This window comes from Candidatus Cyanaurora vandensis (assembly GCF_013285555.1).
Taxonomy (GTDB): Bacteria; Cyanobacteriota; Cyanobacteriia; order Gloeobacterales; family Anthocerotibacteraceae; genus Cyanaurora; species Cyanaurora vandensis.
This window is the reverse complement of sequence record NZ_JAAXLT010000108.1, coordinates 16402-29072: the sequence shown is the minus strand read 5'-3', so window position 1 is coordinate 29072 and position 12671 is coordinate 16402. Positions and strand designations below refer to the sequence as shown.

Below are 12671 nucleotides of genomic sequence, written 5' to 3'. Positions count from 1 at the left end.
GGTGGGGACCGAATTTTTCCGTCCAGGTCTCAGCTTGGGTCACGGGATTGGTCTGGCGGCGGTGGGTACCCAGGCGTTCGAGGATGGCTGGGCTAAACCCGGTCACCTGTCCAAGTTCGGGTAGAGCGGCTTGCCAAGCTTGTTCAAGACTGCCAAAGTATTCCTGCAACCGCCGCAAACGATGGGGACCCACACCTTCTACCTGTTGCCACGCCAACCAATAGGCCCGCTCGCTAGTCATTGCCCTAAGCTCCTGGAGTACCGAGCATTTATAACCCAGTCTGTGGGCGTGGCGCGGGTTAAGGTGAGGGGATGCAGGTCAAAAATATTAATTTCTGGTTGGCTGCACTTTTGGCCTTGGGTATTGACCAGGGAACGAAGTTTTGGGTGGTGGCGAAATTGCCCTTGGGGGAGACGGTCCCACTCTGGCCGGGGGTTTTTCATCTGACCCATGTGACCAACCGGGGGGCGGCGTTTAGTCTGTTTGCGGAGGCGGGGGTAAACTTTTTACCCTGGGTCTCGGTGGGGGTGAGTCTGGTCATCGCCCTTTACGCGCTCTTGGGTCCGCGCCTTAAGCCGTGGGAAGCGGTGGGTTACGGGTTGATTTTGGGCGGGGCGGTGGGGAATGGGGTGGACCGGGTGCTGACCGGGGCAGTGGTGGACTTCTTGGATGCCCGGATTATTCAGTTTGCGGTTTTTAATGTGGCAGATGTGGCGATTAACCTGGGGGTCGCTTGTCTGTTGTGGGCTAGCTTACGGTGGGAGAAGACATAAGTACCACTCCAGTAATCCCAACCATCAATTGTTCGAGAGTCGTTGGAATTTCCGTACTGAGTCCTTAGAACTAGAGGAACAAGACAGAGTGGCAGTGGCAAGTAAAGGCTATTCTTGCTCCTCCTACCCTACTTATGGGGTAGGGGACGGAGATGGTTCTCGGTTTAATTTCACCTTAGAGCGGCAGAATCACTATTTTTACTCAACCCCGACTCCCATGAGCGATGACTTGCCGGAAGAAATCCACTAAACGGTCAGCGTGATAATCAAAAGTGAACTGTTCACGAACCTGCCAGACGTTTTCTTGAATCGCGGTCAGTCGGGTTGTATCACGCAACTGACTCCCCAGCTCCGCCATGTCCTGACAAAATAACCCTATGTCCAAACGGTGCGCTAGGGTCTGAGTCGCCACCACCGCGCCCTGGTTGTCGTACTGGATCACGGGTAGACCCGCCACTGCCAAGGTTGCTATCCGCGCCGGATAGTTGAGGTCATCCCAACAGGCCCGCCGTAGGTCGCCACCATTGTTACTCGGTAAAAAGTGCAGCCAGCCCGCATCGTACTGAGAGAGTTCGCTCACCCAACGGTCTTGACCCACGTGGGAATGGAGATGGAGGTAGCCCGCCGCCAACCCCTGGGCCTCCTCAGTCCACTGCCGCCACCCCGAGTGGTTCACATCCCCATAAAAATGTAAATGGATATCCTGGTCTGCTAATTGACGGACTAGTTCGGGTTTGAGACCAATGGGCCGACCGGGGACCACCGTGTGAAACCCGCCTTTAGTCGTCGATAAACGCTCACTACGCGGCTGGGTAAACCAATCTGCCTTGGGTAAATCCCCATCTAGGAGTAAGGTTGGCTGACTCCTCACACTGCCAGGGACCATCTGCTCAAACCAATCCCGTTGCTCCGGGCTGATATAAATTTGTCCAGCCGAACGCGTCTGCAAATCCACCAATTCAGGCCAACTTCCCATCGCCCGACACAACCAGGGCCCCTCCTTGAAGTGCCAGACCAAAGGAATCCCCAAGTCTGCCATCAGGACCTCATGAGCAAAGGGGACCGCCTGCCAGTTGAGGAGGGCATAGATTAAGTCGGGCTTGAGATGGCGAATCGCTTGCCGCCACTCTTGGCGTGGGACCTCTGTGACGTGTCCGAAGGGGAGGGGGCCGACGGTATTAAACCACCAAGGCTTGGGCGTCCATAGACCATACAACTGATGACCCCGCTCCTCCAAGGCCAAAATCCGCTCGGGATTGAAGGCCAGTTCGCCCACCAAAAGGATTTTTAATCCATCGGGAGCTGGCGGAGTTGATGGGCGTTCGCGCCAACATCGGTAATGACTGGGCTCATCGGTGAAATTGCCTGCTGTCGAGTGAAAACAGAGCGGATGGGCGACTCCATAGTGCTGGCGGTAGGGATTGAGTCCGCCGCCCAGGGGTTCGAGGATAAATTTGTGGCGTTGCTGGGGATGGTCTACCCACTCGGCGGTCACGCATTCTGTAGCGACGCGGGCTATCGGTAGCGCGGCCTTAGTCCAGAACATCCGCTCTAGGTCATTCGTCACGAGTTCAATGCGTTCAATCCAGCGTTGGGGGGTGCGCCGATGCATGACCTGGACTAGTTGTAGACCCCGCTCTGGGACTGGACCGTAAGTGGTCTGATGTTGGTGGTATCGCACCCCGCTATAGGCCAACATCGCCTCAGGATGAGCGGCTAAAACAGCTACCAACCGCGCCAGATGTTCAGGGTAAAAGAGGTCATCACAGGGTAAGTAGGCAATCAAGTCGCCCCGTGCTTGGTCCAATGCCCAATTGAGTGCGGCCCCGAGGCCCCGGTTCGTCCCCAGCCGAAAATGACGGCAGCGGGGGTCCTGGGTGGCTTGGTCCAAAATCCGGCAAGTCGTATCGGTGGAACCATCATCCACTGCTATTAATTCCCAGTCTATGAAGGTCTGGCTGTAGAGACTCGCAAGAGCCGTGGGCAGAAAAGCGGCCTGATTAAACGCGGGCATCAGGACTGAAACCGTACCCATCGTCCCTCAGATTGCTGTCTAAGAAGCATACAGGCAGAGCTCGTCCATGACTATCTAACTCCAGATAGAAGTATGGACAAAGATTAGGGCATAAGCAGGGGATTGAGTATCCCTGGCTACAATTTGTGGTCTCATATGTGCTTACGATCACTTGGCTTAGGGTCTTAGGTTTTCACAAGGAGCATTTCAGATGGCGCAGACGCCCCAAGAAGTCATGCAAATGATTGCAGATAATAATGTCGAACTCGTTGACTTCCGGTTTGTCGACCTGCTCGGGATCTCGCAGCACGTGACCTTTCATACCAGCATGATTGAAGAAGAGACTTTCACCGAGGGGCTAGCCTTTGACGGTTCGAGCATCCGGGGCTGGAAAGCCATCAACGACTCCGATATGTTGATGATCCCCGACCCCACTACGGCGGTCATGGACCCCTTCACCCAAAGCCCGACCCTGAACCTTACTTGTAGTATCAATGAGGCTCGGTCAGGTATCCCCTATAACCGCGACCCACGCACCATTGCCCAAAAAGCCGTCACCTATCTCCAGTCCACGGGGATTGCCGACACCGCCTACTTTGGCCCCGAAGCGGAATTTTTCATCTTTGACGATGTGCGCTTTGACCAGAACACTAACTCCGGCTACTACTATGTGGACTCCACGGAGGGGAACTGGAACTCTGGGCGCAGTGAGACCGGGGGGAACCTCGGTTACAAACCCAAAAATAAAGGTGGTTATTTCCCGGTCCCGCCCACGGACTCCCAGCAGGATATCCGTAGCGAGATGCTCCTCACCATGGGCAAGATGGGCGTACCGATTGAGAAACATCACCACGAAGTCGCCTCCGGGGGTCAAGCGGAGTTGGGCTACCGTTTCGCACCCTTGGTTCAGGCCGCAGATTTTATGATGACCTACAAATATGTCATCAAAAACGTGGCCCGTAAGTACGGCAAAACCGCTACCTTCATGCCCAAGCCACTCTACGGCGACAACGGTACGGGGATGCACACCCACCAATCGCTCTGGAAAGACGGCGTGCCCCTTTTCGCCGGAGATGGCTATGCGGGTCTGAGTGAAATGGCCCTCTTTTATATCGGCGGTATTCTCAAGCACGCCCCGGCACTCTTGGCCTTCACCAACCCCTCGACCAACTCCTACAAGCGGTTGGTTCCTGGTTACGAGGCCCCGGTAAATCTGGCTTATTCCAGTGGCAACCGCTCCGCCTCGATCCGTATCCCCGTCACCGGCACCAACCCCAAGGCCAAACGGTTAGAGTTCCGGTGTCCTGATGCTTCCTGTAATCCCTACTTGGGTTTTGCGGCGATGCTGTTGGCGGGTCTGGACGGGATTAAGAACCAGATTGACCCCGGTGATTCCCTAGATGTAGATATCTACGAACTCTCCCCTGAAGAACTCGCCAAGGTCCCCTCGACCCCCGGCTCCCTCGCTGAGGCCCTAGAGAACCTCAAGAATGACCACGAGTTCTTGTTGGCTGGCGATGTCTTCACCGAGGATTTGATTAGCACCTGGATCGAGTACAAGCTCAGTAAGGAAGTCATCCCGATGCAGATGCGTCCCCACCCCTACGAATTCGAGCTTTATTACGACGTGTAATCCGTCTTACGTCCGCGCCGGGTCCTAGTAATGGGACCCTTTTTTAGTTGTGACTAAAAAAAGAGTGTTTTTGCTCCACCTATCTTGATGGGGGACAGTCGGGGATGTACTAATGCCAAGTCATCTACACGACATGGGAAAACAGAATACTTGGTGTAGCCTAGCCCATGACTACTGAAGTGAATGCCGTTGACCCGGTGTCATTATCTTCCTACGGAGCCTACCATGCCTTCACGCGCTAGTGCACTAGCCTTCGTCCAAGCTCCCGTTGCAAACATTACACCCAATTCATCCCGAGTCACTACGGCTTTTCGGCGAGTTGCACTGTTCATGGTTTTGCTGTCGAGCTTACTCGGAGCTGCTTCCGCTCAAACCCTGACCACGCTAGTTAACTTTAATCAGACCAATGGACAGACGCCTGCTGCCGGATTGGTCCAGGGCACAGATGGCAACTTCTACGGCACCACTCAGCGCGGTGGTAGCACCAATCAGGGTACGATCTTTCGGATGACTCCCAGTGGTCTCCGCACTACCTTAGTCAACTTTAATATTGCCAATGGCGGCTATCCCACGACTGCATTGATCCAGGGCACGGATGGCAACTTCTACGGCACGACTCCCCAGGGTGGCAGTTCAAGGGGTAGTGCAGGGTGTTTTCCCCTTGATGGCTGTGGCACGATATTTCGGATGACCCCGACGGGCACTCTCACCACGCTGGTCAACTTTGATGGCACGGCTGGACGCTTTCCTGATGCTCCCTTGGTCCAAGGCAGTGATGGCAACTTCTACGGTACAACGGGTGAGGTCGGCACGGTGTATCGGATGACCCCTGCGGGCACCCTCACCACCTTGGTCAATTTCAATGGCTCTAATGGTTCGTCTCCCTCGGGTGGATTGGTCCAGGGCAGTGATGGCAACTTCTATGGCACTACCTACTCTGGCGGACTTTCTAACTTCGGTACGGTGTATCGGATGACCCCGACGGGTATCCTGACCACGCTGGCCAACTTTAATGGCTCTAATGGCTCCTATCCTGCTGCTGGTTTAGTTCAGGGTAGTGACGGCGACTTCTACGGCACTTCTTCCCTAAATGGCGGTTTTGGTCGTGGCACGGTGTTTCGGATGACCCCCACAGGCACCCTCACGACACTAGTCAACTTTGACACTACCAATGGTGATAACCCCTTTGCGGCTCTAGTGGAGGGCAGTGATGGCAACTTCTACAGTACAACGGGTGCTGGTGGTAGTCCCGGTTTTGAGGGCAAGGGTACGGTGTTTCGGATGACCCCAGCGGGCACCCTCACCACCTTGGTCATCTTCCTTGGCCCCAATGGGAGTCGTCCCACTGCCGAATTAGTGCAGGGCAATGATGGCAACTTTTACAGCACCACCCAGTCCGGTGGTAGCTCAACGAGTTGTTCCGGTGGCTGTGGCACGGTGTTTAGCTTAGATGTAGACCTAGCCCCGGCTACGCCGACCATCACCGATTTCACCCCCACCAGCGGACCCCCAGGGACCCGCGTCATCATCCAAGGCACCAACTTCAATGGAGCTACCCAAGTCCAGTTCAATACCCTCGTGGCTAAATTCATCGTCAGTACACCCACTATCATTCTCGCCACGGTGCCCACGGGAGCTACCACTGGCCCCATTACCATCACTACGGCGGGGGGAACAACCACAAGCGACAGCGTGTTTACGGTGGTGGGTGGCCCCGCCATTACTCTGGTTAACTTTGATACCACGAAGGGCAGCTCGCCCTCGGGTGGATTGGTGCAGGGTATGGATGGCAACTTCTATGGCACCACCCAGTACGGAGGGAGTTCAACGAATTGTTCCGGTGGCTGTGGCACGGTGTTTCGGATGACCCCGGCGGGTATGGTCACAACCCTAGTCAACTTTGACGGGATCAATGGCAACTCTCCGGCGGCTAGTTTGGTGCAGGGCACAGATGGTAATTTCTATGGCACGACAGCCGGGGGTGGTAGTTTTGGTGCAGGCACGGTATTTCGGATAACCCCCACAGGCACCCTGACGACCCTAGTCAACTTTGATGACACCAATGGCAGCTCTCCCTCATCTGCTTTAGTTGAGGGTAATGATGGGAACTTCTATGGTGTCACGCGGTTCGGCGGTAGTCTTAACAATGGCACGGCCTTTCGGATGACCCCCAGTGGCACCCTCACTGTTCTCGACAACCTTGAAGGTGCTTATTCTGGCTTGCTTCAGGGTAGTGATGGTAGTTTCTACGGTACGACGGCTACGGGTGGCAATACTGGTTTTGGCACAGTATATCGGGTGACTCCCAGTGGCATCCGCACTACCCTGGCGAGCTTTGGCAATGGTAAGGGTATCTTTCCCTATGCGCCCTTGGTGGAGGGTAGTGACGGCAACTTCTACGGTACAACCGAAAAAGGTGGTGGTTCAGCCAATTGCTTGAATGGCTGTGGCACGGTGTTTCAGGTAACTCCCACCGGTACGCTTACCACCTTGGTTACTTTTGATGGCAGTAATGGTGGCTATCCACGAGCTAAGTTAGCGCGGCTCAGTGATGGTAATTTCTACGGCACGACCTCAATTGGCGGTAATGCCAAGTGCCCCACCGGTTGCGGGACCGTGTATCGGGTAACCCCTAGTGGTGTGCTCCACACGCTGGTGAAATTCGATATCAACAATGGTCGCTATCCAGTCGCTGAGGTAGTGCAAGGCAGTAATGGTAGCGTTTACGGCACAACCTTCAACGGTGGCAATTCGTTAAATTGCTTCAATGGTTGTGGCACGGTGTTTCGGCTAAACGAGTCTCAACCAGCTCCCGTCCTCAGCAAGACCGCTGGGGGTAAGCTTGACCCAAACCTACGCCGGTAAATGAGTTCATAGCTAGCCGACATTTGAATCAAGGAATTGAGGGGGCGGTGCTAGCCCCCATTTTTGATGGTAAAGACGCTCTCCTCACAGAAGACAGGCGCCACGCGGTCTTGGCGCATAAGCACTGACTTTTTCAAACCGTCTTACTGGACGGCTGGTGTGGGTAGGGCTTAAAGAGGTCGCCTATGGTACAGGCCAAACCATCTATCAACTCCAGCCGGGGCTATGCTCTGGGTGGTTGATGCAGCAACTGAAGCACCCGGCTAGGCCCATGGCTCTTGCGTAAGTCCTGACTAGGTCAGCTCCCGACCACTTTGAGGAATTCTTGGAGTTGACTTGGGTGCCATAGTGTTGCACTCAGTTGGACACCATGAGGTTAGGAACTAGAAATTAGGGCTACCTTCCTGCCAGGACAGCGATGCGTTACGATAATCGCTAAAAGGACTGACTCTGTGGAACCCTACATCGCCGCTGCAATCCAGATGACCAGTACGCCCGGCATCCAGAGCAACCTTGCCCAGGCTGAACAACTGATTGCTGAGGCGGTTAGTCGTGGGGCCTCCCTGGTGGGACTACCGGAGAACTTCGCCTTCATGGGGCCGGAGCAAGATAAGATTACCAAAGCCGAGACGATTGCCACCTACGCCGAGACTTTCCTACTTGAGGCCGCTCGTCGCCATAGTATTACGCTGTTGGGAGGCGGGTTTCCGGCTCCAACGGGGGATGGAAAGTTATTTAACACCGCGCTCTTGGTTGCGCCCACCGGCGAGGTGATCGGCCGCTACCGCAAACTCCATCTCTTCGACGTGAACCTGCCTGATGGCAACACCTACCGCGAGTCCGATACGGTCGTTTCTGGAACCGAAGTTGTTTTGGCGGATGGCGGACGACTGGGGAAAATCGGTCTCTCCGTCTGTTATGACCTACGGTTCCCAGAACTCTATCGGCAATTGGCCTTGCGGGGTGCGGAAGTCATCGTCGTCCCCTCAGCCTTCACCGCCTATACCGGCAAGGACCACTGGCGGCCCCTACTCCGGGCACGAGCTATCGAGAATACCTGCTACGTTATTGCCCCGGCCCAAGTCGGTGAACACTACGCCCGCCGCCAGACCTATGGACACGCGATGATCTTGGACCCCTGGGGGAATACCCTTGCTGATGCTGGGGATGGCGGCGAGGGGATCGCCTTGGCTCCCATCAATCCCGAACGGCTGGCCCAAGTCCGCACTCAGTTGCCCGTTTTGGACCACTTCCGGTTGATGTAATCCGGTGAACAGTGGGCTGAGTCGTCGCGTCAGATAGCTTGTGACGGTCAACAAGGAATGAAGATGCGAACAATCGTCGGACTTGTCTTGCTCTTGGGTCTGACCCTGCCGGTCTTGGCCCAAAGCAACACCCCAACCTACGCGCCCCAGGACAACCAACGCGGCATGGGCAAAATGCGGCGTGGTCTAGACCAACTCGAACTCAGCCCCCAACAACGTAAACAGGTTCAGCAGATCATGGCGAAAGACCGTACCCTCTTTGAGCAACAGCGCAACCTACACCAACAAATGCGGACTGCTGAGGCTAACGGCGACACCGCCACCGCGCAACGGCTCCAACAACAGATGCAGAACCTCAAACCCCAGATGAAGGCTTCCCTGCAACAACGCCGGGGTGAGATTGAGGCTGTGCTGACCCCAGCCCAACGCCAGAAACTCGCCCAGACCCGTGATAACCGTAGAGAGCAACGCCAAGGAAATTTCTGATGTTTCTGCCCGTGGCTCTTTCCTCATGAGGAAAGAGCCACGGATTTTTTTGTGTATGGCTAAGCGGTAGGATTGTCAGCCGGCCCTAAAACAGGGGTATGCTATTGAGGCTTTTCAAGCTGCCGAGTAAACCTATGACAGAAATCCCAAACTTCACCATTGCCCGCGATATTCTTTACCGACAGGTGGAGCAGGAGGCTGTCTTACTCCACATTACTTCTGGGATGTACTACAGTCTTAATGAAACTGGAGTCTTGTTTTGGGAGGCCCTGCGTGACCAACCCCCGACGCAAGCGGGTCTACAAATTGTGGAGCGGATTGCTCAAGATTATGAAGTAGACTCGGCTCAGGTTGAGCAGGACTTGATGCTCTTTTTGAAGGACCTTGCTGAGTATGGGATCATTACTTGGACTGCTCACGAGCAAACTTGAGGGCTTGGGCCTGCGGTTTTGGGCCTTTGGGCAACTGTGGTGGGTAGACCGCCATCTCCATGCTTGGGCGGTCCAGGCTCTTCAGGACCCCCTCCCCAGTCAATACCCAGAACTCACTCCCCAGCAATGGCGGGCGATCCAACGGCGGGTCCGGGTCCTCTATCTAGTCGCGCCCTTTCACCCAGTCCGCCCCCAGTGTCTGCACCGTTCGTTGGTGTTGTATCGCTGGTTAGTTACCCAGGGTGTTGCGGCGCGTCTGGAAGTCGGTTGGGGTCAGCAAATCGGTCACGCTTGGGTGAGCTATGGCTCGTGGATCTTGAATGACCAGTCAGATGTGCGCGAGACTACGCCGCCCCTCCGCGCTGTTTGAGCAGTTTTTTGAGGGGATGACCACAGTCCGCCACGGCGGGGGCCAAGTATTGATGCCACAGTTGCCAGCCCCAGGCCGGGTCCTCTAGGCGGCGTAAAGGTTGGATGATCCGCAGCGTCTGACGGAAGTTCTCGGTATACTCTTGCACAAAAAGTCGCTCTAGTAGTAAGTTGTAGCCCGGTGTGGCGCGGGCGAGGTGGGGCTGGCCGAGGGTAGGGAAGCAAGCGGGTAACGGGACTTGGAGCAGTTCATGGGTGAGACGGAGAATATTTACTAAGTGCATCAAGATGTGGCGGCGGCGAGCGCGGTGGACGACTTCCTCCCAGTCCAGACGGTCTGCCCAGTGGCTCAGCAGTTGGGCGACATCCACCAACCCCGATAGATAAATCTTGAGGTCCGTACATTGGTGGGCAACCAGATGGAGTAGGACATCGGTGGGGTCCGGTTGCTCAAAACCCGAGCTTGAAGACTCGGCCTGTTGCCATAACTCCGCCATGGACCAACGGGTATTGTTGATGACCGGGATAAATAACTGCCAGTGTAATTCCACCAGCACCGGCGGGATCTCCGGGCGGGTACCCATTAAAGGGATGGCATTGAGGGTGTAGTTATAGAGGGGCTGCCAAAGGAACCGATAGGGCTGGGTAGTTTGGTAGCCCGCCGCTTGCAGAGCTTGGTAAGCCGGGTAGAGGTCCTCAAAGCGCACCAGGATATCTAGGTCCAACATTTGACGACGCAAGAGGTAGTCGGGGAAGCACGCAATGAGTAAGGCCCCCTTGAGAGCCATGACCCGCAGGCCCTGTTTCTGCAGAATCTGGGTAATCGAAGTTAAGAGATGGCTAATGGCAAGGTTATGTCCGATATTGCGCTGATAGGTCGCTTTGAGGTGGGTTTGGGTCGCCGGGGTGAGCCGGGTGAGGGTATCCGTTGCGACAAGATGCTGATAGACCAAGGCTGTGACCCGGTGGTAGTTGAGCCGATGACAAAAATGCGCCTCATCAAGGGCAAGCTCCGGCACGGGCTGACCCCGGAGACAGGCTAGGAGAACTTGGTCTTCAAGGCTTAGAGTTAGCTTCATTGGTAAGTCAAGGTACCGTCACGGTACGCGAGGCCCAGGGATTTTTGGAAGCCCCACCAAGCCGAGAGCAAAACCCCCAGGGTGAACCCAGCGAAGACTAGACTCGCCCCTAGGTTAAACTGCCCCTGCATCGCACTCCGCAGACCCACCATCCCCTGGGTAAAAGGAAAAAACTGGACCACCGTGGCTAGAGGGGCAGGGAGGAGAGCCACCGGATAAAAATAACCCGCCCCCAAGCTACAGAGTGCGGTGACTAGACTCCCCAAGGGTGTCGTGACTTTATACGCTAGGGCCAGACTCGCCATCCCTAATCCCAACCCCCAACCACACAACCCATGGACTGCCAACAAGAATCCCAACGCGCCCCAGTGGACCTGAGCAAAGACCCCTGGATCTACGACCCAGGCTACCCCAGCAAAGAGCACCATCCCCACTAATTCCGTCAAAATACCAAAACTGGAAGCAGCAACCAAGATCGCCCCGATTGGCGTGGGGCTGGTCAACAAAGGCTCCAGAGTCCCCTGGGTCTGGGCATAGTAGACTGCTCCCGGTAGGGCTGCCATCGTCACCACCAAGAGTTGCAGGGTGAGGGTGCCCACCAAGGCATAGGCGAAATAATTGCCGCCGTAAGGCGTGAGGGCCGGATTGCCATTAAAGAGTTGGGCGGTGAAAAACGTACTGAAGACCTGAAGGAATAGCGAGCCCAACCGTCCGATCCAAAAAGGTCCGTAGCGGTTCTGCTCCAGGAAGTCCCGCCGGACAAAAGCCCCCAGGGTCTTCATCGTCCCTCGACTAGAGCGGTGTAAATCGTCTCTAACGTAGGGGGTTGGATGGCACCAGCCCGCACGGTCAGTCCCGCCCCCCGGAGACCCTGCAAAATCTGTTGAAAGGTCTCGATGCTGTCTTGCTCCACCCGGAAGGTCAACTGCCCGGTTGGATGCTGTGTAGAGGTCAGTAGGGTCCAGGGTAGGGCGAGGTCCTGAGGATGACAGAGCTGAGTCAGCTCCACGGTCACCCGGTCCTTGAGATCGAGGGTCTGGGCAATCTGGGCGAGATTGCCTTGGGCGAGGACCCGGCCCTGTTGTAAAAAAAGAAACTGTTCGCCTAACCGCTCCGCCTCAGCGAGGACTTGGGTGCAGAGGACAACCGTGATCCCCGTCCGGCGCAGGTCTTCAATTAGCGTGTAGAGTTCCTGGCAGCCCGTCGGGTCTATGCCACGGGTGGGTTCATCGAGTAACAAAATCTGGGGATTAACCAGCAAGGCCCTAGCCAGCGCGAACCGTTGCCGCATCCCGCTGGAGTACATCTGGAGCGGTTTATCCATCGCCCCGCTTAAACCCACTTGCGCCAACACTGGCTCAATCCGGTCCAGCGGTACCTGGTAGAGGGTGGCGAAAAAGTTGAGGTTCTCACGGGCGGAAAGGCGGTCATAGCAGCCGCGCTCTCCCGTGCCCACGTAGGCGACTTTTTGCCGTAACTGTGGGCTGTGGCCTTGGCTATCTTGACCCAAGACCTGGACTTGGCCTTGGTCCGGGGTTAAGAGGAGAGCTAAAAGCTTAGTGAGCGTCGTCTTACCCGCGCCATTGGGACCGAGGACGGCGAGACAAGAACCCTGAGCTACGTTGAGATCGAGGGGGGCAAGCACCTGTTGGCGGGGCCGAAAGAACCATTGGTGGGGTTGACGGAGCAGGTCCCGCAGGCGCAAGTGGACGGGGAAGGATTTACTGACCTGGGATAGGGTGAAAGCCCACATGA

11 protein-coding genes and 1 pseudogene are annotated in these 12671 nt (G+C 55.9%); 7 read left to right on the top strand and 5 right to left on the bottom strand.

Annotation, left to right across the window (positions count from 1 at the left end; genetic code table 11):
* Nucleotides 1-241 (bottom strand): annotated as a pseudogene (locus HFM78_RS07675) (DNA processing protein DprA); the annotation flags it as partial.
* 71 nt (nucleotides 242-312) lie between these two features.
* On the opposite strand from HFM78_RS07675, the gene lspA reads away from it, so the two are divergent.
* Complete coding sequence (gene lspA, locus HFM78_RS07670) at nucleotides 313-774, top strand: signal peptidase II (RefSeq protein WP_287128843.1); 462 nt, start codon at nucleotides 313-315, stop codon at nucleotides 772-774.
* Nucleotides 775-976: 202 nt separating this feature from the next.
* Here the strand turns inward: lspA and HFM78_RS07665 are convergent, their stop codons facing one another.
* The gene (locus HFM78_RS07665) at nucleotides 977-2788 is read right to left on the bottom strand and encodes a glycosyltransferase (protein ID WP_396033226.1); all 1812 of its coding nucleotides are present in this window, start codon (nucleotides 2786-2788) and stop codon (nucleotides 977-979) included.
* Between the two features lie 211 nt (nucleotides 2789-2999).
* Between HFM78_RS07665 and glnA the strand changes: the two genes are divergently transcribed.
* The 6 genes from glnA to HFM78_RS07635 all read left to right on the top strand — a co-directional run bounded on the left by glnA (nucleotide 3000) and on the right by HFM78_RS07635 (nucleotide 9838).
* Nucleotides 3000-4421, top strand: coding sequence for a type I glutamate--ammonia ligase (glnA, locus tag HFM78_RS07660; protein ID WP_287128841.1), 1422 nt, complete (start codon nucleotides 3000-3002; stop codon nucleotides 4419-4421).
* Nucleotides 4422-4646: 225 nt separating this feature from the next.
* The gene (locus HFM78_RS07655) at nucleotides 4647-7286 is read left to right on the top strand and encodes a choice-of-anchor tandem repeat GloVer-containing protein (protein WP_287128840.1); all 2640 of its coding nucleotides are present in this window, start codon (nucleotides 4647-4649) and stop codon (nucleotides 7284-7286) included.
* A 452-nt stretch (nucleotides 7287-7738) separates the two neighbouring features.
* Entirely contained in the window at nucleotides 7739-8551 is an 813-nt protein-coding gene (locus tag HFM78_RS07650; RefSeq protein WP_287128839.1) for a carbon-nitrogen hydrolase family protein, read from the top strand.
* A 63-nt stretch (nucleotides 8552-8614) separates the two neighbouring features.
* Nucleotides 8615-9037 (top strand): Spy/CpxP family protein refolding chaperone, encoded by a 423-nt coding sequence (locus HFM78_RS07645; RefSeq protein ID WP_287128838.1) that lies wholly within the window; start codon nucleotides 8615-8617, stop codon nucleotides 9035-9037.
* Nucleotides 9038-9171: 134 nt separating this feature from the next.
* A complete protein-coding gene (locus tag HFM78_RS07640; protein ID WP_287128837.1) occupies nucleotides 9172-9468 on the top strand; it encodes a PqqD family protein in 297 nt (98 codons plus the stop codon).
* Entirely contained in the window at nucleotides 9431-9838 is a 408-nt protein-coding gene (locus HFM78_RS07635; RefSeq protein WP_287128836.1) for a lasso peptide biosynthesis B2 protein, read from the top strand. The genes HFM78_RS07640 and HFM78_RS07635 overlap by 38 nt, the downstream gene beginning before the upstream one ends.
* On the opposite strand, the gene HFM78_RS07630 is transcribed toward HFM78_RS07635, so the two are convergent.
* Genes HFM78_RS07630 through HFM78_RS07620 form a run of 3 tightly spaced genes read right to left on the bottom strand, consistent with a single transcriptional unit; the run spans nucleotide 9813 to nucleotide 12669 of the window.
* Nucleotides 9813-10916, bottom strand: a complete 1104-nt coding sequence (locus HFM78_RS07630; RefSeq protein WP_287128835.1) for a nucleotidyltransferase family protein — start codon at nucleotides 10914-10916, stop codon at nucleotides 9813-9815. The genes HFM78_RS07635 and HFM78_RS07630 overlap by 26 nt on opposite strands.
* The gene (locus HFM78_RS07625; RefSeq protein WP_287128834.1) at nucleotides 10913-11698 is read right to left on the bottom strand and encodes an ABC transporter permease; all 786 of its coding nucleotides are present in this window, start codon (nucleotides 11696-11698) and stop codon (nucleotides 10913-10915) included. Before HFM78_RS07625 ends, HFM78_RS07630 begins: the two co-directional genes overlap by 4 nt.
* On the bottom strand, nucleotides 11695-12669 hold the full coding sequence (locus tag HFM78_RS07620; RefSeq protein WP_287128833.1) for an ABC transporter ATP-binding protein: 975 nt from the start codon (nucleotides 12667-12669) through the stop codon (nucleotides 11695-11697). The genes HFM78_RS07625 and HFM78_RS07620 overlap by 4 nt, the downstream gene beginning before the upstream one ends.
* Nucleotides 12670-12671: the final 2 nt, after the last annotated feature.

What these genes read in the sequence shown, in the direction of transcription:
- glnA (WP_287128841.1), top strand. Translation starts at nt 3,000, where the DNA reads ATGGCGCAGACGCCCCAAGAAGTCATGCAAATGATTGCAGATAATAAT.
- lspA (WP_287128843.1), top strand. Translation starts at nt 313, where the DNA reads ATGCAGGTCAAAAATATTAATTTCTGGTTGGCTGCACTTTTGGCCTTG.
- HFM78_RS07640 (WP_287128837.1), top strand. Translation starts at nt 9,172, where the DNA reads ATGACAGAAATCCCAAACTTCACCATTGCCCGCGATATTCTTTACCGA.
- HFM78_RS07625 (WP_287128834.1), bottom strand. Translation starts at nt 11,698, where the DNA reads ATGAAGACCCTGGGGGCTTTTGTCCGGCGGGACTTCCTGGAGCAGAAC.
- HFM78_RS07630 (WP_287128835.1), bottom strand. Translation starts at nt 10,916, where the DNA reads ATGAAGCTAACTCTAAGCCTTGAAGACCAAGTTCTCCTAGCCTGTCTC.
- HFM78_RS07635 (WP_287128836.1), top strand. Translation starts at nt 9,431, where the DNA reads ATGGGATCATTACTTGGACTGCTCACGAGCAAACTTGAGGGCTTGGGC.
- HFM78_RS07620 (WP_287128833.1), bottom strand. Translation starts at nt 12,669, where the DNA reads ATGTGGGCTTTCACCCTATCCCAGGTCAGTAAATCCTTCCCCGTCCAC.
- HFM78_RS07655 (WP_287128840.1), top strand. Translation starts at nt 4,647, where the DNA reads ATGCCTTCACGCGCTAGTGCACTAGCCTTCGTCCAAGCTCCCGTTGCA.
- HFM78_RS07665 (WP_396033226.1), bottom strand. Translation starts at nt 2,788, where the DNA reads ATGCCCGCGTTTAATCAGGCCGCTTTTCTGCCCACGGCTCTTGCGAGT.
- HFM78_RS07645 (WP_287128838.1), top strand. Translation starts at nt 8,615, where the DNA reads ATGCGAACAATCGTCGGACTTGTCTTGCTCTTGGGTCTGACCCTGCCG.